The sequence below is a fragment of the Bradyrhizobium sp. USDA 241 genome, from assembly GCF_049739505.1.
In the GTDB taxonomy this organism is placed as follows: domain Bacteria; phylum Pseudomonadota; class Alphaproteobacteria; order Rhizobiales; family Xanthobacteraceae; genus Bradyrhizobium; species Bradyrhizobium liaoningense.
On record NZ_JBMGPZ010000004.1, the window covers coordinates 63,619 to 87,035 of the forward strand.

Sequence of the window (23,417 nt, forward strand, 5' to 3'; positions counted from 1 at the left end):
ACGACAAAACCGTCGGCGACGGTCATGCGGCCATCACCATAGCTTGCGTGCCGAAGTAAGCCTCGTCGGGCGTGCGCCCGTCAAGGCTCGAGTGAGGGCGTCCCTGATTGTAGAAGGCCAGATACTTGGCAATTGACGCTCGCGCCTCGGACACGCTGTCGTAGGCGCGGAGATATACTTCTTCGTATTTGACCGTGCGCCAGAGCCGCTCGACAAACACGTTGTCGCGCCAGGCGCCCTTGCCGTCCATGCTGATGGCGATCTTCGCGTCCAGCAGCACATCGGTGAACTCGAGGCTGGTGAACTGGCTGCCCTGATCCGTGTTGAAAATCTCGGGCCTGCCGTGCTTCGCCAACGCCTCCTGGACCGCTTCGACGCAGAAGGCCGCCTCCATTGTGATCGAGACGCGATGGGCCAGGACCCGTCGGCTGAACACATCGACGACCGCCGCGAGATAGACGAAGCCACGCCGCATCGGAATGTAGGTGATGTCCATTGCCCACGCATGGTCGGGCCGCTCGATCTTCAATCCGCGCAACAGGTACGGGTAGATCTTGTGACCCGGAGCCGGCTTGCTCGTGTTCGGGCGACGATAGACCGCCTCGATCCCCATGCGCTTCATCAGCGTCGCGATGTGGCGGCGACCGGCGTATACGCCCTCCCGCCGCAGCAACGATCGCAGCATACGCGCTCCCGCGAAGGGATAATCGAGATGCAGCTCATCGAGCCGACGCATCAAGGCAAGGTCCTCGGCCGAAACTGGCCGAGGTTCATAGTAGACCGTGCTGCGAGCCAGCTTCAGGACCTTCGCCTGGCGCACGATAGAAAGATCATGATCGCGGTCGATCATCGCTTTGCGCTCAGCAGGCCCGCCTTGGTGAGCGCGCCGGACAAAAAATCGTTTTCCAACGCCAGCTCGCCGATCTTGGCATGTAACGCCTTCAAATCGACCGGCGTCTCGGCCGATGTCTTGTCATGCCCAAACACGCCGGCGGCGCCTTCCAGGAGCTGGTTTTTCCAGATCGTGATCTGGTTCGGATGAACATCAAACAGTTGCGCCAGCTCCGCCAGTGTCTTGTCGCCTTTGACCGCAGCCAAAGCAACCTTCGCCTTGAATGCCGGAGAATGCGTCCGGCGGCTCTTCTTCGTCATCTTCGCTCCTGATTCGCAGCAAGAATCCTCGCCGCTGTCAGGCAGAAAATCCACTCAAGCTACTGTCCGAATTTGCGGGGCCAGCTCTGTCCCACTGCGTCAGCCCGATGAGATCGACGATCCACTGACGAATATTTTGCGATCTGGAGCTCGGCAGCTGCTTGCGCAGGCTGTCGAGATGGAAGCCGAGGCGTTTCTCGCCGCGATGAAGGGCTTGAAGCTTCCCGATGGCCGCGACCGCCTCGTGCGACACGGCCATGGTCCAGTGCGGACGATCCAGACGGGGATCGGCGCCGTCGAAGTCGCCCGGGTAAAGATTCGCGATCGCGCGGTGACCAGCGATGGCGAGCGGATCCGCTTCACCTCGGCGATCCTGCCGTTGTGGGCACGGCGCACGAAGAGCTTGGATGCACTTTTGCCGGTTCTGTACCTGCGAGGCATCTCGACGGGCGACTTCCAGGAGGCGCTGGCGGCGCTCTTGGGCAAGGATGCGCCGAATCTTTCTCCGGCGGTGGTTTCCAGACTGACGACGGAGTGGCAGCTCGAGTACGAGCGTTGGCAGAAGCGCGATCTGTCGGCGCGCCGGTACGTATACGTGTGGGCGGACGGCGTCTTCCTGCAGGCTCGCATGGAAGACCACAGCGAATGCATGCTGGTGCTGATCGGCGCGACGCCGGAAGGCAAGAAGGAACTCATCGGCTTCCAGGTCGGCGTGCGCGAGAGCACGCAGAGCTGGCACGAACTGCTCGTCGAGGCGAAAACCCGAGGGCTGAAGATCGCCCCGGAAATCGCCGTCGGTGACGGCGCGCTCGGCTTCTGGAAGGCGCTCGACGAGGTCTTTCCCGCCACGCGACATCAGCGGTGCTGGGTGCACAAAACCGCGAATATCTTGAACAAAGTCGCAGTGTCGGTACAGGCCAGCATGAAGAAGGATCTGCGCGAGGTCTATTTGGCGTCCAACCGAGCTTCGGCCGAAGTGGCGATCGATGTCTTTGCCGAGAAATACGGAGCGAAGTACGACAAGGCGGTCGAGTGCCTGACGAAAGATCGCGACGCAATGCTTGCGTTCTACGAATTCCCCGCCGAGCATTGGGACCACTTGCGGACGACGAATCCCATCGAAAGCGTGTTCGCGACGGTCCGGCACAGAACGGTGCGCACGAAAGGTTCGTTATCGTCAACGACTGCCAAGTTGATGGTGTTCAAGCTGCTCTGCGCCGCATCAAAGACCTGGCGGCGGCTGAAAGGCACAAATCAGTTGCCGAAGGTCAGCGCAGGTGTCAGATTCGAAAACGGCATCGAGGTCATCCAAGTGCCGGAAAACCACGCCGCCTGATCGCCTCGTCACCCAAAATCCCGCATAGCTCAGTCCTGGTGCGAGAGCAACGACCCGAACTTTACGGCCAAAGCCGCCGATGTTGTCGGCCTCTATGTCGCGCCGCCGGCGAAGGCCATTGTGCTGTGCGTGGACGAGAAGCCCTCGATCCAGGCTTTGGAGCGAGCGCAGGGTTATCTGAAGTTGCCCAATGGCCGCGCCTTAACCGGCCAAAGCCACGATTACAAGCGGCATGGCACCACAACATTGTTTGCGGCGCTCGAAGTCGCCACCGGAAAGATCATCGCGACCCATTCAAAACGCCGGCGCCGCGTCGAGTTTCTCGATTTCATGAACAGCGTCACCGCGACTTTTCCGAACCGCAAGCTTCACGTCATCCTCGACAACCTCAACACCCATAAAAAGAACGAGGACTGGCTCAAGGCCCACCCCAACGTGCAATTTCATTTCACGCCGACAAGTGCGTCATGGCTCAATCAGGTCGAAGTATGGTTTTCCATCTTGCAGGGGCAGTCGCTCAGCGGCACCTCCTTCACGAGCCTCAAGCAGCTTCAGGAACACATCGATGCCTACGTCAACGCATACAACGACAGAGCCGAGAGCTATGGCGGAATCTGGGTGATGACGGTGTGAGGAAGGCGGCGTATCGAGGCGGGTGACGAGCCTGCCAGAACCTCTCGAGGAGAGCGATACGCCATGACCGAGACTACCAATGTTCTTGCTTTCCGTCAGCCGTCCGCGGTTGATGATCCACTGACCGATATCGTTCGTGCCGGCGCGCGGGACCTGCTTGCCAGGGCGATCGAGATCGAGGTTGGCGCGTTTCTGGCCAGCACGGCCAATCTGACGCTGCCCGACGGTCGAGCGCGCCTGGTCCGACATGGGCACGGTCCGGTGCGCGAGATTGCGACCGGCATCGGTCCGGTGGAGGTCGCTCGTCCCAAGGTCCGCGACCGCGGAGCGAGCGGGCCAGGCGACCGCCTCCGCTTCAGTTCGGCAATCCTGCCGCTATGGGCGCGGCGGACGAAGAGCCTGGATGCCTTGATCCCGGTCCTCTATTTGCGCGGCATCTCGACCGGCGACTTCCAGGAGGCGCTCTCGGCGCTGCTCGGCAAGGATGCGCCGAACCTGTCGCCTTCGGTGATCGCCGGCCTGAAGGCCGATTGGCAGGTCGAGTACGAACGCTGGCAGAGACGCGATCTGTCGGCGCGTCGCTATGTCTACATCTGGGCCGATGGCGTGTACCTGCAGGCCCGCATGGAAGATCACAGCGAATGCATGCTGGTGCTGATTGGCACCACGCCGGAAGGCAAGAAGGAGCTGATCGGCTTCCAGGTCGGCGTGCGCGAGAGCGCGCAGAGCTGGCGCGAACTCCTGATCGACCTGCGGCAACGCGGGTTACGGATTGCCCCGCAACTCGCCATCGGCGACGGCGCCCTCGGCTTCTGGAAGGCACTGGACGAGGCCTTTCCCGGCACGCGGCACCAACGATGCTGGTGCCATAAAGTGAGCAACGTACTCGACAAGGTCGCCAAATCCGTGCAGGGCCCCATGAAGAACGACCTGCGGAACATCTATCTGGCCCCACACCGGGCCGAAGCTGAAACCGCGATCGACGTCTTCGTCGAGAAATACCACGTCAAATACGGACGTGCGGTGGAGTGCCTGATCAAGGATCGCCATGCGCTGCTCGCCTTCTTCGACTTCCCTGCTGAGCACTGGATCCACCTACGCAGCTCGAACCCGATCGAGAGCGTCTTCGCCACGGTGCGCCACCGAACGGTGCGGACCAAGGGATCGCTGTCGCAACAAACTGCGAAGCTGATGGTGTTCAAGCTCATCGACGCCGCATCGAAGACCTGGCGGCGATTGAAGAGCACGAACCAGTTGCCGAAAGTCATCGCCGGTGTAAAGTTCATCGACGGAATCGAAGTCATTCCGAACACTGAAAGCCACGCCGCCTGATCAGGCCGCGTCACCCAAAATCAGCCATAGCTCCAGAGCCGAGCCCTTCGTCTGGACCAAGAAAAAGGTCCGTCAACGCCGTTTCAAAGGCCGCCGTATCACTCAGCTCTGATTCCGGGTACTAGACTTGAGACGACGAGAAGCCCGATCACCCGGAGATCGACATGAAGAGCGCAACTGCAGACACGCCTAAGCGGCCATCGCGGCCCGATACAACTGACCTCCCCCTACCGGTGCTGCCACCTCCCACTATTGAGGGAGAGAAGGCCCCCTTCCCTAACGACAGCGCTAACCAGGGCTACCTTTAAGATCATTCGTCACTCCGTTACCGCCTCTCACGCGAGAGGCGGTAACGTTTAAGTCCAGGAACAAATGCTCAAGGCCACTCTGAAAATAGCCGATCTGGAAAACTGCGATCCGGTTGCCAAAGGCAGTTCGATACAGTTTGGTGAAAGCTACATCTGGCCATTCCAACATAAGAGCCTTGAGAGCTCGTTGGTGACGAACTCTGAGCAATGGTTCTTCGTCATACGCGAGCGTCAAGGAGTGGCGGAGGGGGCCGGCGTCCATTCGGTCGCCATAGCCCATGCGTCCACGGATCAGTTTCGTCAGCACTACCAAGACTGCATGCACTGGCCGCTTGATTTTATTGTGATCGAGGGGGCTCGCCGGGGCCCTCGGTTGCGTGTACGGGCGGGGCATATAGGCAGCCTCCCAATTTACTTCCACGTGGAGGAACGCGCTCGTACGGTTACGCTTTCCTGGGATTTCGTGGATCTTTTGGATAAATCGCGAGTGATTGATGCAGAAATTATAGCCCATCATCTATCTATGAGAACGTTCTACTCTGCGCGACAGGCCTGCGTTGGCGGAGCTATGGCTGATTTTGGGTGACGCGGCCTGATCAGGCGGCGTGGCTTTCAGTGTTCGGAATGACTTCGATTCCGTCGATGAACTTTACACCGGCGATGACTTTCGGCAACTGGTTCGTGCTCTTCAATCGCCGCCAGGTCTTCGATGCGGCGTCGATGAGCTTGAACACCATCAGCTTCGCAGTTTGTTGCGACAGCGATCCCTTGGTCCGCACCGTTCGGTGGCGCACCGTGGCGAAGACGCTCTCGATCGGGTTCGAGCTGCGTAGGTGGATCCAGTGCTCAGCAGGGAAGTCGAAGAAGGCGAGCAGCGCATGGCGATCCTTGATCAGGCACTCCACCGCACGTCCGTATTTGACGTGGTATTTCTCGACGAAGACGTCGATCGCGGTTTCAGCTTCGGCCCGGTGTGGGGCCAGATAGATGTTCCGCAGGTCGTTCTTCATGGGGCCCTGCACGGATTTGGCGACCTTGTCGAGTACGTTGCTCACTTTATGGCACCAGCATCGTTGGTGCCGCGTGCCGGGAAAGGCCTCGTCCAGTGCCTTCCAGAAGCCGAGGGCGCCGTCGCCGATGGCGAGTTGCGGGGCAATCCGTAACCCGCGTTGCCGCAGGTCGATCAGGAGTTCGCGCCAGCTCTGCGCGCTCTCGCGCACGCCGACCTGGAAGCCGATCAGCTCCTTCTTGCCTTCCGGCGTGGTGCCAATCAGCACCAGCATGCATTCGCTGTGATCTTCCATGCGGGCCTGCAGGTACACGCCATCGGCCCAGATGTAGACATAGCGACGCGCCGACAGATCGCGTCTCTGCCAGCGTTCGTACTCGACCTGCCAATCGGCCTTCAGGCCGGCGATCACCGAAGGCGACAGGTTCGGCGCATCCTTGCCGAGCAGCGCCGAGAGCGCCTCCTGGAAGTCGCCGGTCGAGATGCCGCGCAAATAGAGGACCGGGATCAAGGCATCCAGGCTCTTCGTCCGCCGCGCCCATAGCGGCAGGATTGCCGAACTGAAGCGGAGGCGGTCGCCTGGCCCGCTCGCTCCGCGGTCGCGGACCTTGGGACGAGCGACCTCCACCGGACCGATGCCGGTCGCAATCTCGCGCACCGGACCGTGCCCATGTCGGACCAGGCGCGCTCGACCGTCGGGCAGCGTCAGATTGGCCGTGCTGGCCAGAAACGCGCCAACCTCGATCTCGATCGCCCTGGCAAGCAGGTCCCGCGCGCCGGCACGAACGATATCGGTCAGTGGATCATCAACCGCGGACGGCTGACGGAAAGCAAGAACATTGGTAGTCTCGGTCATGGCGTATCGCTCTCCTCGAGAGGTTCTGGCAGGCTCGTCACCCGCCTCGATACGCCGCCTTCCTCACACCGTCATCACCCAGATTCCGCCATAGCTCCCCGTGTCCGGTAGGCGACCGCAGGCCAGTTTGAATGCCGGATCGGACCTCAGATGATCGAGGTCGTCGGCGTCCTCGTAGCCGCAGCAGATCGCGAACATGCGAGCGCGGAACATATCGACCAGGCTGTGCACGACCCGCGTCGGATCGCGCCGATCCGGGAACACCCGGGCCAGATTGTTGGCCAAGCCGAGACGCCGCTCGGCCATCGCCAGAAGCATCACGCCCCCGTTCGAGGTTAGGCGCCCACCATCGAAGGCAGCTGTGACTTTCTTGGCGTGAACGGCTGGAAACGAGAAGGGCGGAATCGTATCGTCGGTCATGGCGGGCGTGGCGTTCGCGGTTGGAGGTGATGGGGTTGGCTTCGCAACCGAATCCTACGCCGCATCAGCGCTTTACCCCTCAGGCGCACTCTTACGAATAAGACGGGTTAAGTTGAAGAAAGATTGAGTGACTCCCGATCATTTCTGTGCCGAAACGTGGAGTCGCGGTCGTGCCGCGTCCAAAGAAACCGGCGCGAGCGGCCTATTAGACGCGGTAGGTGCTCAGCCTCCGAAACGAGACTATCAAGCATGAAGAGATCGAGCGCGAGGCAGAGGTTTTATTTGTGTTGAATTCTTGCTTCTCGATAGTGGTCTGAAATCGTATCATCGGTCATGGCGGGCGTGGCGTTCGCGGTTGAAGGTGATGGGGTGGCTTCGCAACCGAATCCTACGCCGCATCAGCGCTTTACACCACGCTCGCCAGCCTCTCAGGCGCCCTCTCGCGAATAAGACGGGCTAGCATGTGGCGGGATACTATTGGGCGACGGGAGTAGCCCCAAGCAGGTTGACCGCCGAGCGAGCATTTTGAGCGCACTGAATTGCCGTGATCACAAAGTTGAAATGCACGCCCACATGCCGGCGATTGATCTAGGGTCTGTACCTAAATAGCGCCACGTGATTCTCTTGCCTACGTGTTGATTCGGGGGCGAGAGAATGCGCGCTGGTTTGTTTTGGCTGAACGACAGGCAATGGGCGCGTATCGAACCGCATCTGCCGAGGGGACTGACGGGGCCGGATCGGGACGACGACCGACGCATCGTCAGCGGCATCATTCACATGCTGCAATCGGGTGCACGATGGCGTGATTGTCCACGTGAATACGGCCCTTACACGACGATCTACAATCGCTTCAATCGCTGGGCCAAGCGAGGACGATGGTGCGCAATCTTCGAAGCGCTGGCCAAGCCTGGCGAAGACGGCGTCGTACTGTCGCTCGACTCGACCTCGATTAAAGCTCACCGGTGTGCCTCCGGCGGAAAAGGGGGGAGCACAATCAAGCAATCGGCCGCTCGCGCGGAGGCCGCACGACAAAAATCCATGCGCTGAGCGATCCGCTCTGCCGGCCGGTCGTCCTGCATCTGACTCCAGGCCAGGATGCCGATATCGCTGCGGCTCCCGATGTCCTGGCGCTCGCGCCACCCATGAGCGTGCTCCTCGCCGACAAAGGGTATGATGGCGACAAGCTTCGCGGCGAAATCATTCGTCGTGGCGCCAAGCCCGTAATCCCCAATAAATCTAACCGTGTCGTCATCCATCGCTTCAACAAACGCGCCTACAAAGGACGAAATGTCATCGAACGCTGCTTTTGCAGGCTCAAGGACTTCCGGCGCATCGCCACGCGATATGACAAGCTCGCCCGTAATTTTTTGGCCGCTGTTCATCTCGCCGCTCTCGTCGCATATTGGCTCAATTGAGTCTGGACCCTAGATCTTGACCTGAAGGGACGTTTGCCACTCATTTCGGAGTATTACCTTGAGGCGTTCGGGTCACTCTGGGATCGGTTTCGCGGTGATGGTTGCGAAATAATCTGGAGCGGCATAGGAGGAGACGAGCTTTGCGCTCGCTTCAGCAGCGACGAGGGGGAACTCTCTCCGTCTTCACCCCACCTGGATATCGCGCTTGGGCTTGCAGAAGACCTGTTGACGAAACGCGGGCTCGACGCCGCTCATTCATCCTTCCTTTTTAGCGCCCCCATCAGCGCCACTCTATCCACAACTCTGCTGGCAAGTCTTTGTCATGCTCGCCCACTCGCGACGCGAGGACTTTGGCCCGTCCGCCCATTCGGCGATCCGAGATTGATCAATTTTGGAGCGAAGCTTCCGTTTGCACTTCGCTCGGGCAAGGAACTTCTCCGTTCCTACTTGCGTGAGCGCTTGGGCTCTGACGTATTTCCACGCGACTACGCAAAGGAGACTTTCGCGCTTGTACTGCCAAAGGCGATTGTGGCTCGTGCGGACATAATTTCATCACAGCTTGCTTCTTGCGCCTTAGCCGACTTCGGCTTGGTTTCGCAAGAGGCTGTCATGGCGCTCTTGAACAGGGTGATAACAACGCACGAATTTTCCGCAACGAGCATAAATCGGCGGCGGCCTGAGCATGCGCGGCGGCGGCGAAGATCGCCCGCTTGTCCTCTTTCAGGACTTTGAGCCAGTTCGCGATGTAGCTCGCGTGCTGCTCGCGAAGCGCCGGGTTGAGGTCCAGCGTGGCACACGTGAACGCGCTACCGAGTTCGGCGACCAGTTCCTCCATGGCGTAACCCGCGTCACCGAAACGCTTGCGGCCAAGGTCACGGTCAAGGCGCGACGGGTGCCGCGTCCAATGCGTCGCCTCATGGGCAAGGGTGGCGTAATAACTTTCTGCGTCCACGAACCCCTCGAAGGGCGGCATCTGGATATAGTCGGAGCCGATGACATAATATGCTTCCGTACCGCCGTGACGGATGTCGGCATTCAAGGCGGAGAAATAGCTTTCGGCACGTTCGATGCGGGGACGCGGCTCGGCAACAGGCTCGGGTGGCGCGTTGTAGTGAGCGGGAAGCCCATCGATCTGCTCGGTGTTGAACACCGAATAGCCTTTCATGTAGTGGATTTCGGACGCGTTCTCCTCGCCTGTGGCTTCATTGGTTTCGGTGCGAGTGATGGAATTGGCGTAGACGGTGAGGCTTGCACGCTCGCCCTTGCGCACGGCACCGCCGAGGTCAAGCGCCTGCTTGAAGGTCATCCAGAACGGCGAGCGGTAACCCTTGGCGAGGCTCGCCATCCAGAGCGCAATGATATTTACCCCGCGATAGGGAATGCCGTTATGGCGCAACGGAAACTGTACGCGGCCCGCCATGTGGTCGGTGCTCCACGGCTGCTGCCACGGGCGAACGCCGCGCTCCAGTTCTTCGATGATCTGGTCGGTGATGGCCTGATAGGCATTGCGCCGGGTGGGATTGGCCTGTTTCATGACCGCCCCCTCACGCGTTGATATGCCCGAGGCGGTGGGCCTCGTCGGCATATTCGGAAAGCGTCTTGGTCGCGACGAAACGCAAATCGCGCTCGACACCAATTCCACCGGGAAAGCGCACGCTTTCGATTTCTTCGAGGCTCACGTAACCGAGCTCAGGGCATCCCATGCCGAGGTCGCAAAGGCCAAACGCGATGTCAGGATTTTTGGGATCAAGCTCGGTGAGAAGCCACGTGGCCGCGCCCCACGGGAAGAACAGCTTAACGACGGGCTTGAAGTCGGTCGTTTCTTCGCGGTCCGCGTTGGCGCGTCCGTTTGCGAGCATCGCTTCGCGGATTTCATCGGTAAGTAATGTCAACTTCGCCTCCTGGCTTTTTGGGTGCAGCTGCTGCTGCACCCCTGCCCTCGTGGCGAGCAGGCGGTAGGCAAGTGCAAGGAGGGTCCGAACGCGGAGCGCCGAGGGTCCACACGAGGGCCCCGCCCTTGCGGGAGACGTGTGGAGGCGGCGCGTAGCGTTTGGATGCCTTGCGCGCGCCAAGGGCGCAGCCCTTTAGCAACAGGAAGAAGGGAAGTGAGCGGCGCGCCGCTCTCCATCGCGTGCGCTAGCGGGAGCGAAGCCGAATGGCCGAGACGCCCTTGCGGCTCGGTTTACGAGCGCCCCGGTGCAGCAAGGCCGCAAGCGCCCAAAATCTTTGGCTCGAAAGACGATCTTTGGTGGGGAAACCGAGAAATCGACTCACGGCCTGCGCCTAGACTCGCCTACAATGCGCGCCCGCTTGTTTGCCCTTCCTTTTTGAGCGCACTGTGGATTTTGCGAACCGCCCTCTCCCGCGTGAGACCCTTACCTTCGAGGTCGTCGACGATCTCGTAGGGGCCCATCTGCGCGGCAGGCTCAAGGGAACGCCCCAGGTTCGTTACGCCGCAACGGAAGTTTGTCCGCTCATCGAACTTATGATGGAATCCAACAACGGCCGAATGGGGCCGCTCCTGCAAACGCCCTGGCTGGATTCAACAACGCAACTTGATTTTCGGCGTGCGCTTGCCAGCAACCAGAACATCTGGCTCGACGAAGCGCGGCTCCGCGGTTTCATGCGCACAACCTTCGATCCGCGCGTCGAGGCCGACGATCTCCAACGCAATCGCTTTCTCATTGCGGCGCGAACGGCTGCGGAAACGTCCGGCCTTGTCAAGCCGGTCGCGCAAAGCCTGACGGCGGCGCTTCGTGAAATGGAGTCCAACATTCACGAGCATTCCGGCGCGTCGTCGACCGGCATTCTCGCGTTTCAGGCGCGGCCGTCCGCACGCGGATTCCGGATTCGGAATCCTTGCAACCTTGCGCGAGGATGAGGAATTTGCAGATCTCACCGATCACGGCCTTGCGATGCATGCGGCTTTGCAGGAAAACGTGTCGCGGTACGGGCGCATGTCAGGACACGGCAACGGTTTCCGTGATCTCTTCCTTGGCCTCGCGCATCTCAACGCCGACTTGCGCTTTCGGTCGGGCGATCACGCGTTGCTCATCAGCGGGCCGCAGCCCGAACTGAAAACCGCGCGCCTTGCGCAGAAGGCACCCTTCAAGGGCTTCCTCGCCGCCATCCGCTGCCAGCCGATGATGCCGGGATCGGACACGCGGCACTGAGCGCGGTTGTGCCTACGGCAACAGGCTCTCGATCCGCGCCTTCATGGTGGTGAGGTTTTCGACCAGGAGGCTGTCGATGGGCTGGCCGTTGAGGGTCAGCTCCGGGTATTTCTTCATCTTGCCGTCGTTGCCGAGATAGAGGCGCTGCCGGTAGACCGAGTTCATGAAGGCCGAGGTGTCGATGTAGGTCACGCGCGCGAAACCCGCGGCCAGCGCGGGCAGCACCGTGATGCCGCCGATCATGGTCAGGTTGAGGGGCCGCCTGACGCGAGCCGCGAGTTGGGTTAGCTCTTCAATATGGAAGCGAAGCCGCTTCCGCCACGACGCGCCGGTCTTGAATTCAAAGGCAACGTCGGTCACCTCCGGCCGCTCCGCGATGAACGCCGTTAATCGGGCGTAATCCGTCGGCGTGCGGGCATTGAGATGGTAGGCGCCCGGAACGCCGGCGGCGACAATTTCCTGCCACGCCTTGCCGATGCGCTTCATCGCGTGCATGTCGTTGTAGCGGACCTCGTCGGTGAACATGGAATAGTTCGGCCCGGTGATGGGGGCGACGCCGAGCGCGCGCAGGCCGGCGAGGATGGGAATGCGGCGTTCGCTCAGCTTCCACCAGGCTTCGATCGGCTTGTCCCGGCCGCTCCCGATCAGGACAATACGCGTATGCGGGCCGATGCCGAAGGTCGCCTCGACGGCGGCGCGGCTGGTGAACCGCAGCCGTCCATCCGGCGTGTGGAAGCGGCGCAGCGGCAGCGCCACGGCCTCAATGTCGAGCGGCACCGCGCGGCGGTTGCCGTGATAGATGTAGGGAACATAGACCGGGAGCGGCTTCGCGGGGCACGGCGCGGCCCGCGGAATGTTGTCGAGCTCGAGCCCGTTGACCTCGCGCCACCGTTCACGGAAGCCGACCGGGTTATTGGGGCACATGCCGTCGCACGTCGAGGGATTCCGCAGCAATCGTCGAGACAGGAAAACGCATCCTGCCGCTTGCGGATGCCGCCACAGGTGCCGAGATCGGGGCAACCGAGGCAACCCAGCGCCATCGGCAGGGCGTCGCCTTCGTCCCAGCGGCGGCGCTGGCGGCGGAGGTTCGGCGTGGCCGGCTGTTCGTGCGGACGGGCGTTCACTCGCAAATTCCGACCTCCAGGGTTTGGCTGAGGGGCTGCACCGACGTGATCTCGCCTTGGCAGATGCCGGCGCCGGAGCGCAGGACGGCGATGAACTCGGCAGGCGCGTTGGGGCACTCGGCAATCACGACATTGAGCCGCTGCACGATCACCTTGTTGTTCACCACGCGGAGCAAGACCTTCTCGCCAAGCTTCGCGGCAACATCGCCGCACATGTCGGCGCGCGCCGTGCGCGAGAGGATCGGCACGTCGCGGCTGAACAGCGTGGGCGAATGCATTTCGACCAAGCGGCGGTCGAGCACGCGATTGAAGGCCGGAGCCGCATTCCGGATGAAGTCGAGTCCCATCAGGCAACCTCCAGAACGGGCCGGTACCGTTTGGTCCGGCCCTGCAAGATCTCGACGACGAGGCTCTTTGCAGCCAGGGAGGCGAGACGGTTATTCCATGCCGTTGCGCCGACGGCATCGACGGTGCGCGTTTCCTCGTGCAGCTGCGCGGCTGTGGTTTCGCGCTTCGCGCTGACCATCTTCAACGTTTCCAGCAGCTTCTCATCGAGCCGGCCGCAGAGCTGGACGTCGGCGATGCTGCCCGAGGCATCGGTGACGCAAGTGAGGAACGCATCGGCCGAGCGGCGCAGCATCTCCTCGATTTCTTCGCGTACCTTTTCGTTGAGGTTGGCGGCGACGACGTAGCCCGGGTGGCGACGCATGCGCAGATGATCACGCAGCGGCACCAGCATCTCATTGAGATAGGAGGACGTGGCGAGGTCGACGCCCGCGAAGTCGAGCAGGACGATGGCCGGCGCGGTCAGTTCGGGAAACTGTTCGAGGGCTGTGACGAAGGCACGTTTCCCCGAAAGGCGACCCGCAAGGATGGGGTCGACGCCGGGGCGGATCATGGGAAGGGTGATGACGTTCATTTCTCTCACTGCATTGCCTGAGATATATATAGCAGGTCGCCACCGGTGCCGCAACAAGACTTTGTGTGACGAAGGAATCTCGGGGAGATTCAATGAGTTACGCCCAGCCCTGCACAGGCAGGGCCGCTGCGTGCGCGGTCCGGGCCTCTCGCGATATCTGCCCGGACAAAAACCGGCGGGCCTTTCAACTTCCACGGTCTGCATGATCCCGGCTCTTTGGGCACTGGCTCCGGTCGATACGCTGTAGGTCCCAGGACGTCGGCCATCCATGGATCGTTCAAGTGTCGCGTTCTATGGAAGACACCACGTCCGCGACCCGACGACATGAAGGTGATAAGAGGCCTTTATGCTACCCTTTGTTGTTGCCCAAAAGCTGGACCAGGGTCACGAATCCGATCGTGGCGCGCCTCACGCTGCAAAACTTCGAGATTTTGCAGAACTGCGCGATCGCAAAAGACAAGGCGGAGAAGATCCAGAGCCTTTACCTGAACGACCTCACGCCAAAGCTGCTGCGCCTCTCGCAAATCCAAGAAAAGCTTCGCGCGGAAACTGAAAAGCTGGCGGCCTCCTACAAGCCGCCCGGCAGGGGCGCGGTCTCCGTGACGCTGCCGCAGGTCATGCAGCTCGAGGAAGAATGCCGCAACTATCTTTATGAAGCGAAGAACTTCCTGCGCGATCTGCTCCAGGTCTTTAATCTCCTGTTCGGGACCAGCTTCGAGGAAGCGAGCGAATGGACGATGCCGAAGAAGCCACGTCCGTCCGTGATCGAGTATGCCGAGGCGAACTTCCAGGCCCAGCCCGATCACATCCGGTACTTGAAACAGCTTCCGGCGTGTATCGCGCCCTTTGTCGCGATGAGAAACGCGGTGGAGCATCCCGGCGGGCATAGCGGCATGCTTGTCATTCAGAACTTTCATTTCGAGCGGGACGGCACGCTCGCGGCGCCCGACTGGCGGCGCGACAAGAACGGACAGACCGAATACGGTCCGGTTTCCATCGTCGAGGACATGCGGGTTACTCTTGTGCCGGGACGCGCTGCCGATGCACGCCGGGAAGCTCTTTCCGTGGTTAGTGCGGCAGGGCTCCGGGTACTGACGGCCGCAGCCATGCGGCTAGGCCAACTTACGGAAGCCGAAATCGTCTCGGCTGCCGTGACTAGGTTGCAAGCCAACAGTGAGCCAGCCGTCCTCATCGGCGCGCTTGAGGGGCTTAAGTTATGTGCACTCGATCGAGACGCCGATACATTTAAAAGGATCGCCGACAAAAGTGGAATTGCGGCGCGTTTCTACTTCCTGATCGGCATCGTCATGCTGATCGATGATGAGAAGTATGAAGGGAGCAAGCTGGAGGTCCTTGCGAAGGTGCGGGACGAGTTTCAGGCCAATCGCGGCAGGGACTTCCGCCATGATCTCCTTTCCGCAATTGATGACGTCCTCTTTCAAAATATTCTTGCCGGCATTCATTCTTACGATTTTGCGTTTGCGTTGTTGCGGTCTCTGGCTGGGCTGTCGTACTTGGAGAACTCAGTGGGAACGCGGCGCACAAAGTGCCACGTGCCGTCCCTGCGGGTCAGAAAGTCAGGCATGACTTACCCCCGCTGTTGGACGGTTTGTTAGACGTTTTGTTGGACGCTTTCGAGTTCAGGGCTCTGCTCCAAGCCGGATGATCCGGATAGAGCCTACTGTCGCCACCCTGCGAAATGGCGGGAATATCCGAAGCCCACAGCGGAAATCGATACCTTCGGGCTGTGTTGACGCTGAACTCCGGGACTTCGCTCGCTGCTGGTGCGACCGTTGTGTTGGGCAATCCAAAGGTCGCGCCGGTCAATTAGCGGCGCACGATGGGCGCGCGCGAGCGGGGAACAGCAGCGCGCGCCCAGCCAATTTTTGCAACAAACGATTTGCCGGCCGATGTTGCGCTCGGAATGCGGGCGCAGCTGCTGAAGGAAATCGGACGCCACAAATGAAATTGAATCTCGGCAACCTACCGCCCGAACTCACCAGCCGGCGCCGGAGTGTCTACCTTCTTCCCCGGCACGGTTGCCGGCACCGCCGACAGCACCAGCTTCTTCGGCTAGGCCTGGCGCGTGCAAGGCGCGGCGTAAGCCATTCTTTTGTCGGAGTCGCGCACTACTTTTCATTTTTGAAAAATCGAGAAGTTAAGTGGCAATGGGCACCGTGAAGTGGTTCAACACCCAAAAGGGTTATGGTTTCATCCAGCCGGACGACGGCCAGAAGGACGTGTTCGTCCATATCTCGGCAGTCGAGAAGGCCGGTTTCACCTCTCTCGCCGAGGGAGCCAAGGTTAGCTTCGACGTCGTGAACAATCGCGGAAAAGACTCGGCGGAAAATCTACGAATCGGGTGATGCGCCCATTGTGTTGTTCAACAGAAAGGCCGCAGTGGTATGTCGCTGCAGGCGGCCGAGGAGATCGATCGGAATTGGCCGATGGATAAGGCGCTATTGCATCGGCTGGGCGTTCGGGCTTGCAGCCTTGGTACTGTTCGTCGCGCTGTACCTGGCTTGGTATAAGTTACCGATTGCGACTCGCACCTGCGCCGCCTGCAATCCCAGACTGATTGCCAAGACAGGTGAACGACCGGTTCAGGTAGTTGCGCTGTTGTGGCGTTGGCTGAAAGATACACACCCATCAGCTTCTTGCTGCCCGCTTGAAGCTGACCAGCGCGAAGTTAGCGGCACGTGATAGGGACAGCGCCTCCTCGGTTCACGTCAAGGCGCCGAGTCACGTTGCCGCGAACTTCACCGGCGGCGCGGGTGTGGCAGGGACAGCGGCGGTTACGCATTCCGACGCCGAGTCGCGCTCGCGCTGCTTCCATCGCGGGCTAAGCCCCGTTATGGTAGTTATGCTCGTTCTGCGAGCGATAAGATCCAGGTCAGCTTCTTTCCTGCCTGAGGCTGGCTGGCCCCAGTTAGCGGTGCGTGGCAGGGACAGCGCGTCCTCAGGGTAAACGCGAGGAACTTTTCAAGCGCCGAGTCATGTTGCCGCTAACTTCAAAGGGTAGTGCGGGCGTGGCGGGGACAGCGCCTGACGCCGCGCAGCCGAACGGCGCCGAGTTGCGCCCGCACTACCGGCGATCTGGGATCGACAAGCATCACGGACACTCAGCGAGTGAAAGAAGATTGTCTGGCTGAATGCCGTCTGCCGTCGTCTTGATGTACTTGTGCCCTTCGTGTTTGGCCACGATCAAACCAGCAGTGAGCCCGCCTTCCTGGACATAGAATTCCCGCGCGCCGCTTTCGATGTCTCTGATCTTCTGAACGACAGATTGCTTCCAGTGACTTCCGTTCGAATATACCCCGCCGATGCTGCTAATTCTCTCGTGTGGATTCGTCCTGTCGGTCTTCCTGATGCAACGAACGCGTGCGAGTCTGGCCACGGGAGTCTCTTCTTTCGGATGCAAAAGGAGCAACAAGGTTAGCGTTCAGTGGCGGACCATGCCGCCGACCAATTCAGGTAGGTGCCTTGCGCGAGCTCCCAGCGATACAATTTGCGCTCGCGCGGCCTCCGCTTTTGATCGCAATCAATTCATCGGACGCGACAGGGATAGCCTGTAGTATGCTCACCGCTCAACAAATCTCAGAGGCCAAAAAACGCGTCCGATATCAACAACCGAATAATGTGCACGAACATGACGACTGCATCAGGATCGCGTTTGAGTGGTTTGATGCGCAAAGTACGACAAAGAGACTCGCAAAGCCAACCTACCCCTTAAAGAACATCATCGAGATGTGGGGTGGCAGATACATTGCGACGTCAGACGTGGAAGTTGCGGCTGAACTACATCCCCGGATCAAGGGCAAGTATCCTCACTTCAACATCAGTTCTCGACTCACACTACCCTCTGATCGTCGGTTGGCGGATATTCCGGAGGCGAGGACGCAGGGCTACCAGCTTACGGTGGCGCACGTCACGGAAACCTATTCCCGAATCGAGGAATGACCGCGCATAAGACACACCGACTTGCCGTCGGCAGTCGCTTCAAGATGAGCCGACTTGGGAATATGTCCGGTGCTCGGACTTGCTGCACAAAACCGGGACGGTAGTCGAAATCAGCCCGCGAACTACCGGCATCACTGTGCTCTTTGACGGTGCTGCAAGGCCAACCGTCCTTCACCGGGACTACATACCGCAGTCGGAGAAATAGAATTCGCGACGCGGGCAGCTTCGACATCGGCCTTGCCCCCAGGCAGCCCAACCAATCCAGGTAGGTGCCCCACGAGCGATCTTGGCGCTACAACTTGGCGCCCGTGGAGCTTGACGACCCTCCCGGGAAAGCGAGGTGGTTGGCGTTGTCCTGGCAAGGCTGGCCACCGAAGTTAGAGAGCTGGCCCCGCAAATTCGGACAGTAGCTTGAGTGGATTTTCTGCCTGACAGCGGCGAGGATTCTTGCTGCGAATCAGGAGCGAAGATGACGAAGAAGAGCCGCCGGACGCATTCTCCGGCATTCAAGGCGAAGATTGCTTTGGCTGCGGTCAAAGGCGACAAGACACTGGCGGAGCTGGCGCAACTGTTTGATGTTCATCCGAACCAGATCACGATCTGGAAAAACCAGCTCCTGGAAGGCGCCGCCGGCGTGTTTGGGCATGACAAGACATCGGCCGAGACGCCGGTCGATTTGAAGGCGTTACATGCCAAGATCGGCGAGCTGGCGTTGGAAAACGATTTTGTGTCCGGCGCGATCACCAAGGCGGGCCTGCTGAGCGCAAAGCGATGATCGACCGCGATCATGATCTTTCTATCGTGCGCCAGGCGAAGGTCCTGAAGCTGGCTCGCAGCACGGTCTACTATGAACCTCGGCCAGTTTCGGCCGAGGACCTTGCCTTGATGCGTCGGCTCGATGAGCTGCATCTCGATTATCCCTTCGCGGGAGCGCGTATGCTGCGATCGTTGCTGCGGCGGGAGGGCGTATACGCCGGTCGCCGCCACATCGCGACGCTGATGAAGCGCATGGGGATCGAGGCGGTCTATCGTCGCCCGAACACGAGCAAGCCGGCTCCGGGTCACAAGATCTACCCGTACCTGTTGCGCGGATTGAAGATCGAGCGGCCCGACCATGCGTGGGCAATGGACATCACCTACATTCCGATGCGGCGTGGCTTCGTCTATCTCGCGGCGGTCGTCGATGTGTTCAGCCGACGGGTCCTGGCCCATCGCGTCTCGATCACAATGGAGGCGGCCTTCTGCGTCGAAGCGGTCCAGGAGGCGTTGGCGAAGCACGGCAGGCCCGAGATTTTCAACACGGATCAGGGCAGCCAGTTCACCAGCCTCGAGTTCACCGATGTGCTGCTGGACGCGAAGATCGCCATCAGCATGGACGGCAAGGGCGCCTGGCGCGACAACGTGTTTGTCGAGCGGCTCTGGCGCACGGTCAAATACGAAGAAGTATATCTCCGCGCCTACGACAGCGTGTCCGAGGCGCGAGCGTCAATTGCCAAGTATCTGGCCTTCTACAATCAGGGACGCCCTCACTCGAGCCTTGACGGGCGCACGCCCGACGAGGCTTACTTCGGCACGCAAGCTATGGTGATGGCCGCATGACCGTCGCCGACGGTTTTGTCGTCGCTCTGGTCGGGCTACGCCCTCCCGACGCAACGACAAAACCGTAAAGCCCCGCGTTCAGCATAACCCGGCAGGAATCCACTTAAATCCAGCGGGGCGCTGTCCAAACAACCGGGGCCAGCTCTTTAGCGTGATAGGGACGGCGCTTCATCGCTCCATCGCGAAGCGCCGAGTCATGTCGCCTTAACACTGGGGCAGCGCGGGCGTGGTAGGGACAGCGTCGTTTCGCATTCCCGACGCCGAGTCGCGCTCGCGCTGCCACGATCTGGGATCGATAAGCATCACGGACACTCAGGGAGGGAAAGGAGATTGTCCGGTTGAATTCCGTCAACTGTTGTCTTGATGTACTTATGTCGGCCATCGGTGGCGACGATGACCTCGACAGTGACGCCTGATTCTTCGACGTAGTACTCCCACTCGCGGCTTTCGAGGTCTCGGATAGTCTTCTCAACGGATAGCTTCCATCGCGTTCCGTCTGAATTTACCCCGCCGACATTTTTGATTCTCTCGTGTGAGCTTCGCCTGTCAGTCTTGTTTATGCAACGAATGCGCACGCGTTTGGGCATGCTGGTGTCTCCCGTTTCTGCAAGCTGTCGGACCAGCTTAGAGACTGGTCGAGGAGGAGGGACCCGCCGATTCTGATAGGTGCCCCGGTTACTTGTCTGCGCCATTATCTGGGGCGCCTGGAGAATGTGACCCTCTCAGGAGCAGGGTGGCCAGCCTTTCCAATCCAAGGGCGAAGGCTGGCCACCATCGCTTGCGACGTCACCACACAGGTAGCTACAGGCCAATGGATGCACATATTCGAGCACAAATCACAGCCCTACGGTCGCAAGCGCTTGAGGTGCTTGCGACCAATCAGGCCCGCGCGGCCGATCAGTCTTTGAGCCTGGCAGATCGCCAAGTCGCGACGTTTAATGCCGAGGAGGCTCAGGCAGTGCTAGCAGGGAGTGACGAAAATGGTACGCATCTACGATGTACAAAGCGCAGTGATGATGTACAAAGCGCAGTGATAAAGATACTCAAAAGCGATCCTCCGCAAATTGTCGTTTCGGCATCCGGGAGGACGAGTTCAACAGGATGGACAAATCCGAAGCTCGGAGCCTGGTACTATTTTGACGTACCAAAGGATGGGATCCAGGACTTCGATTTCACTGCGGACGAGCCTGCTGGAATATCTCTCCCCGTCTTGGCGCCAGTGAGTGCCGACGCCGCGATCACCCGAGATCCGGCCAACTATTGGGGCAAGGGAAAACCACTCCAGGGCGTGCGAATTCACGCTCGCACAAACACGATAGAACAGGATCTTGAAGAACGTTCTGAACTATTTGATCCCTTGGGAGAGGGCTTGCCACTGCCATGGCCATTCCCATGGAGAAGTTTGCAAAAGCTCAGTGGACCTGGGACCGGAGGGCTGGCGGTCTCAGACAACCCTGTAGGAAGCCTATTGCGGGTCTACAACTCCGGCGACGGTCTGACCAAGGACTATCGACCCGATCGATACAATGTGGAGAACGTCTGACGAGTTCGCGATCTTGACAATTTATCCATGGGAACAAAAACAGAACTTAGGCGCTTGGCAATCAATACTCACAAAGGCTTTTTCCAGATCGATAGGCCACTTCCCAAGAAAGAAAAGTTGAGGCTGCGCCGGGTTGGAATTCCAGAAGGGTGGGATCAGATGTGGCTCGAGAAGATTCAGCCCGATTTCGTCGCCGCGAAAGGCACCTTGCCGGTACGCCTGCGCGAGGAAGGCCTTGCGCGCGGAAGGACTGATGCGGACTGCGATGGCTTGCTCGCGATCCTTCCGCCCAAGCTTGCCGCCTGCGAATGCTTTCTCGAGAAGCTGATTTTTTTTGGCGTTATGAGTTCGGAGAGCCGCACAAGGTTGACGGATCGCTTGTGTGGGGCGTCCATATGTGGCCGCCTGTCAAAGTCTTGTTCGACGTGCTCGATTGTGCACGCCGGCGCTTGCCGGAGCAGAAGAGGACGGCTTATCTCCCCTTGCTCGCAGACGAGGCGAAGCATCAAGAATATCTGGCCGAGATGCTCCCCATGTTGCGCGTAAGCGATGCCATTCCGGCGGAACATGAGGTCACGGGACTTGGTGCCGGCAACCGAACTGTCGATTGGGTATTGGGCGCGGCAGGAACGCGGCGCATCCTGTTTGACGTGAAGCGGCGGTTTGCCGACTTTTATTCGCAGATGACTGATGCTGTCTTAACGAGCGGTGCGCCCCCGGCGCACGACGTGCAGCTGCTGTTCAGGAGTGTCGAGCCGAAGTTCTTGGCCGCAGATCCTGACAATAGACTACAGGGCGCCTGGATCGTGACGGACATCAAGCAGGACGAGACAGAGCTGCGAACCGGTTTCGATGCGCTTGACCCAGCGAAAGTGCATTTCGCGATTCTGGGAGACGCCCAAAGCGATATGTACATCTTAACTAGGCGGCCGGAGGACATTCCTCATCTGCTCTCGGTGTTCGGTGCGAGCCAAAGCAATCGGTTTGTTTTCGATCGTAGGACATGCCGACCCCAGACGCAGCCGAGCAAAAGCGAGGCGGTTAGGATCACTTGCGACAAATTCGGTGTGACATCAGGCTTTTCTGATCTCAAAAACTGCCTCGTAACATATTGATATACAATATTCTTTTGTGATGCTCGGGAAGTTCAAAAAAGACGGCCGCCGTACAGACAACCTATTATAAATAGAGCAGTGTGACATACTGAAGCTATGGCCAGTATTGAAGACCTCCTGCGGCGGATCGGCCCCGCCCTGACCACCGATCTTATCGCCGAAATGGCGAAGGACGGCGTCTCGCCCGACGCCGCGCGTCAGCGCATCGCGCGTGCGGACGACTTCACCATCAAACGGCTCGCCGGGCTTCGCTTTCCCCACAACGCGCGCTTTCTCTATCTCGATGACCAGTTTGGCGACAAGACTTACTGGCAGGCGATGGAGCGCGTCTTCCGCGAGCACGGCAAATCGTATTGGGGTGCGATCGCTGGATTAAAAGCACGCGGCGGCATCTGTCCGCGCCATCTGTTCGACGGAGTCTGCGGCGGTCCCGCAGCCCGCTCGCGGCAATTGTCCCCGCAGCGCATCTTCGATCGCCTGTCGGCGATTCATCTGCTTGAGGAATTTCACGACGACGCAACCAACGAAACCTACGTGAAGTTTCGCCCGCATGAATACCGAACCGACCCAATTGCTCAGATTAGAGCGCGAATGGTCGCCGAAAACGTCGTGCTGCACGGCATGAAGGAATGGTTCCGGCGAACGGGGTTCGGCAGCTTTGATAAAGTGAGGGTTAGAGGCGACGGCGAGGCGCCTGTCGTTTCGAGCGTCACGTGGGACTTGAGCGCGCCTTCTTACGCGAGGCCGCTTGTCGCGCCGTCCGGCAAGGGGCTGAAACCCGGTTTTATCGTGTGCGATGTCAACCTGCGCGATGTGCTCAGCGAAGACTCCGTCGCGACCTTTGTTCGAAAACACGATCTAGCGTCGGCGCCAGCCAATGTCGGGCCGATCATGCCGTTCTTGGTGGCGGATGGCTTCTCAAGCAAGGCATGGGGGCTCGCGCGATCGCGAGGGATTCTTGCGACGACGACATCTCATCTGTTCGGAGAGGATGTCGCTAAGGCTTTGCGCGATTTGATTTCGCTTTTGACGGATACCGGCGCGACAGCTTCGGTCAATCCGGATCATGTCGAGCGGGTACTGAACAGCCTGACCCGCATCGAGGGTGCGGCAAACAATCTGCGCGGCGCGCTGTTCGAGATCATCGTCGGCTCGCTCGTCAAGGATGTCGAGGGCGGATACTTGCGGGCTGGTGAAAAATGGAAGGATTATGATCCGGCCGATCCGCCGAAACCGACGTGCTGCTCGACAAGCCCGATAACAAAGGCGTGCTTGTGATCGAATGCAAGGCGAAGATCCCTGGAGCCCGCGTAACCCTGGAGGAAGCGACGAAGTGGCGGGACGACCGTGTGCCGCTGCTGCATAAAATTCTCAGACGTGAATCTCGGATCGCGGGAAAGCCGTTTACTTTCGAGCTATGGACGAACGGGCCGATCGATCCAGAGGCCCTGAAATATCTAAAGGCGTATCCCCCATCGCCGGATTACGCTGTCGCATGGAGCTATGGCTGATTTTGGGTGACG

General features: G+C 59.9%; 23 protein-coding genes and 2 pseudogenes. 15 read left to right on the forward strand and 10 right to left on the reverse strand.

The genetic code is table 11. The features are described 5' to 3' along the window. Positions 1–22: 22 nt before the first annotated feature. Positions 23–1,152 (reverse strand): IS3-like element ISRj2 family transposase gene (locus ABIF91_RS09965; RefSeq protein WP_129557670.1). Its coding sequence is split into 2 segments (ribosomal slippage): positions 23–900 and positions 900–1,152, totalling 1,131 coding nucleotides; the frame shifts between segments, so codons are not numbered across the junction. A 70-nt stretch (positions 1,153–1,222) separates the two neighbouring features. Here ABIF91_RS09965 and ABIF91_RS09970 point away from each other — a divergent pair. The 4 genes and pseudogenes from ABIF91_RS09970 to ABIF91_RS09985 all read left to right on the forward strand — a co-directional run bounded on the left by ABIF91_RS09970 (position 1,223) and on the right by ABIF91_RS09985 (position 5,347). Then, complete coding sequence (locus ABIF91_RS09970) at positions 1,223–2,488, forward strand: IS256 family transposase (RefSeq protein WP_424579355.1); 1,266 nt, start codon at positions 1,223–1,225, stop codon at positions 2,486–2,488. Positions 2,489–2,518: 30 nt separating this feature from the next. After that, positions 2,519–3,121 (forward strand): annotated as a pseudogene (locus ABIF91_RS09975) (IS630 family transposase); the annotation flags it as partial. A 63-nt stretch (positions 3,122–3,184) separates the two neighbouring features. Beyond that, entirely contained in the window at positions 3,185–4,453 is a 1,269-nt protein-coding gene (locus ABIF91_RS09980) for an IS256 family transposase (RefSeq protein WP_038952271.1), read from the forward strand. 372 nt (positions 4,454–4,825) lie between these two features. Continuing rightward, a complete protein-coding gene (locus tag ABIF91_RS09985; protein ID WP_424579126.1) occupies positions 4,826–5,347 on the forward strand; it encodes a hypothetical protein in 522 nt (173 codons plus the stop codon). Positions 5,348–5,357: 10 nt separating this feature from the next. Here the strand turns inward: ABIF91_RS09985 and ABIF91_RS09990 are convergent, their stop codons facing one another. Both ABIF91_RS09990 and ABIF91_RS09995 read right to left on the reverse strand, forming a co-directional pair. Further along, positions 5,358–6,626: an IS256 family transposase gene (locus ABIF91_RS09990; RefSeq protein WP_038952271.1), complete on the reverse strand. Its 1,269-nt coding sequence runs from the start codon at positions 6,624–6,626 to the stop codon at positions 5,358–5,360. A 96-nt stretch (positions 6,627–6,722) separates the two neighbouring features. Beyond that, positions 6,723–7,046, reverse strand: a pseudogene (locus ABIF91_RS09995) (transposase); the annotation flags it as partial. A 654-nt stretch (positions 7,047–7,700) separates the two neighbouring features. Here ABIF91_RS09995 and ABIF91_RS10000 point away from each other — a divergent pair. Continuing rightward, positions 7,701–8,461 (forward strand): IS5 family transposase gene (locus ABIF91_RS10000; protein WP_110115998.1). Its coding sequence is split into 2 segments (ribosomal slippage): positions 7,701–8,040 and positions 8,040–8,461, totalling 762 coding nucleotides; the frame shifts between segments, so codons are not numbered across the junction. A 607-nt stretch (positions 8,462–9,068) separates the two neighbouring features. Here ABIF91_RS10000 and ABIF91_RS10005 read toward each other — a convergent pair. Beyond that, positions 9,069–9,995, reverse strand: coding sequence for an ArdC family protein (locus ABIF91_RS10005; protein WP_424579127.1), 927 nt, complete (start codon positions 9,993–9,995; stop codon positions 9,069–9,071). A gap of 10 nt (positions 9,996–10,005) precedes the next feature. Beyond that, on the reverse strand, positions 10,006–10,392 hold the full coding sequence (locus ABIF91_RS10010; protein WP_424579128.1) for a DUF2958 domain-containing protein: 387 nt from the start codon (positions 10,390–10,392) through the stop codon (positions 10,006–10,008). Between the two features lie 407 nt (positions 10,393–10,799). Between ABIF91_RS10010 and ABIF91_RS10015 the strand changes: the two genes are divergently transcribed. Together ABIF91_RS10015 and ABIF91_RS10020 are read left to right on the forward strand one after the other, a co-directional pair. Beyond that, a complete protein-coding gene (locus ABIF91_RS10015) occupies positions 10,800–11,342 on the forward strand; it encodes a hypothetical protein (protein WP_424579129.1) in 543 nt (180 codons plus the stop codon). Continuing rightward, positions 11,329–11,634 (forward strand): hypothetical protein, encoded by a 306-nt coding sequence (locus tag ABIF91_RS10020; RefSeq protein ID WP_424579130.1) that lies wholly within the window; start codon positions 11,329–11,331, stop codon positions 11,632–11,634. The genes ABIF91_RS10015 and ABIF91_RS10020 overlap by 14 nt, the downstream gene beginning before the upstream one ends. A gap of 12 nt (positions 11,635–11,646) precedes the next feature. Here the strand turns inward: ABIF91_RS10020 and ABIF91_RS10025 are convergent, their stop codons facing one another. The 3 genes from ABIF91_RS10025 to ABIF91_RS10035 form a co-directional block, all read right to left on the reverse strand. Continuing rightward, positions 11,647–12,588: a hypothetical protein gene (locus tag ABIF91_RS10025; RefSeq protein ID WP_424579131.1), complete on the reverse strand. Its 942-nt coding sequence runs from the start codon at positions 12,586–12,588 to the stop codon at positions 11,647–11,649. 166 nt (positions 12,589–12,754) lie between these two features. Further along, complete coding sequence (locus tag ABIF91_RS10030; RefSeq protein ID WP_424579132.1) at positions 12,755–13,060, reverse strand: hypothetical protein; 306 nt, start codon at positions 13,058–13,060, stop codon at positions 12,755–12,757. 44 nt (positions 13,061–13,104) lie between these two features. Continuing rightward, the gene (locus tag ABIF91_RS10035) at positions 13,105–13,677 is read right to left on the reverse strand and encodes a hypothetical protein (protein WP_028181452.1); all 573 of its coding nucleotides are present in this window, start codon (positions 13,675–13,677) and stop codon (positions 13,105–13,107) included. 398 nt (positions 13,678–14,075) lie between these two features. Here ABIF91_RS10035 and ABIF91_RS10040 point away from each other — a divergent pair, with 398 nt between their 5' ends. Both ABIF91_RS10040 and ABIF91_RS10045 read left to right on the forward strand, forming a co-directional pair. Further along, positions 14,076–15,293 carry a hypothetical protein gene (locus tag ABIF91_RS10040; RefSeq protein ID WP_155252054.1) on the forward strand — a complete coding sequence of 406 codons (1,218 nt, stop codon included), beginning with the start codon at positions 14,076–14,078 and terminating at the stop codon, positions 15,291–15,293. A gap of 546 nt (positions 15,294–15,839) precedes the next feature. Next, positions 15,840–16,043 carry a cold-shock protein gene (locus tag ABIF91_RS10045; RefSeq protein WP_028181454.1) on the forward strand — a complete coding sequence of 68 codons (204 nt, stop codon included), beginning with the start codon at positions 15,840–15,842 and terminating at the stop codon, positions 16,041–16,043. A 746-nt stretch (positions 16,044–16,789) separates the two neighbouring features. Here ABIF91_RS10045 and ABIF91_RS10050 read toward each other — a convergent pair. Continuing rightward, on the reverse strand, positions 16,790–17,074 hold the full coding sequence (locus ABIF91_RS10050; protein ID WP_028181455.1) for a DUF3892 domain-containing protein: 285 nt from the start codon (positions 17,072–17,074) through the stop codon (positions 16,790–16,792). 179 nt (positions 17,075–17,253) lie between these two features. Between ABIF91_RS10050 and ABIF91_RS10055 the strand changes: the two genes are divergently transcribed. Together ABIF91_RS10055 and ABIF91_RS10060 are read left to right on the forward strand one after the other, a co-directional pair. Further along, complete coding sequence (locus tag ABIF91_RS10055; RefSeq protein WP_050995255.1) at positions 17,254–17,637, forward strand: hypothetical protein; 384 nt, start codon at positions 17,254–17,256, stop codon at positions 17,635–17,637. Between the two features lie 469 nt (positions 17,638–18,106). Continuing rightward, a protein-coding gene (locus tag ABIF91_RS10060) for an IS3-like element ISRj2 family transposase (protein WP_424579356.1) occupies positions 18,107–19,236 on the forward strand; the annotation gives its coding sequence in 2 pieces (ribosomal slippage) (positions 18,107–18,365 and positions 18,365–19,236; 1,131 coding nt in all). 302 nt (positions 19,237–19,538) lie between these two features. Here ABIF91_RS10060 and ABIF91_RS10065 read toward each other — a convergent pair. Continuing rightward, positions 19,539–19,928, reverse strand: a complete 390-nt coding sequence (locus ABIF91_RS10065; protein ID WP_155252151.1) for a DUF3892 domain-containing protein — start codon at positions 19,926–19,928, stop codon at positions 19,539–19,541. A gap of 119 nt (positions 19,929–20,047) precedes the next feature. Between ABIF91_RS10065 and ABIF91_RS10070 the strand changes: the two genes are divergently transcribed. The 4 genes from ABIF91_RS10070 to ABIF91_RS10085 all read left to right on the forward strand — a co-directional run bounded on the left by ABIF91_RS10070 (position 20,048) and on the right by ABIF91_RS10085 (position 23,405). Then, positions 20,048–20,779 (forward strand): hypothetical protein, encoded by a 732-nt coding sequence (locus ABIF91_RS10070; protein ID WP_245285587.1) that lies wholly within the window; start codon positions 20,048–20,050, stop codon positions 20,777–20,779. Between the two features lie 416 nt (positions 20,780–21,195). Then, the gene (locus tag ABIF91_RS10075) at positions 21,196–21,894 is read left to right on the forward strand and encodes a hypothetical protein (protein WP_155252150.1); all 699 of its coding nucleotides are present in this window, start codon (positions 21,196–21,198) and stop codon (positions 21,892–21,894) included. 96 nt (positions 21,895–21,990) lie between these two features. Beyond that, complete coding sequence (locus tag ABIF91_RS10080) at positions 21,991–23,172, forward strand: hypothetical protein (RefSeq protein WP_424579133.1); 1,182 nt, start codon at positions 21,991–21,993, stop codon at positions 23,170–23,172. Next, positions 23,133–23,405 (forward strand): hypothetical protein, encoded by a 273-nt coding sequence (locus tag ABIF91_RS10085; protein WP_424579134.1) that lies wholly within the window; start codon positions 23,133–23,135, stop codon positions 23,403–23,405. Before ABIF91_RS10080 ends, ABIF91_RS10085 begins: the two co-directional genes overlap by 40 nt. Positions 23,406–23,417 lie beyond the last annotated feature (12 nt).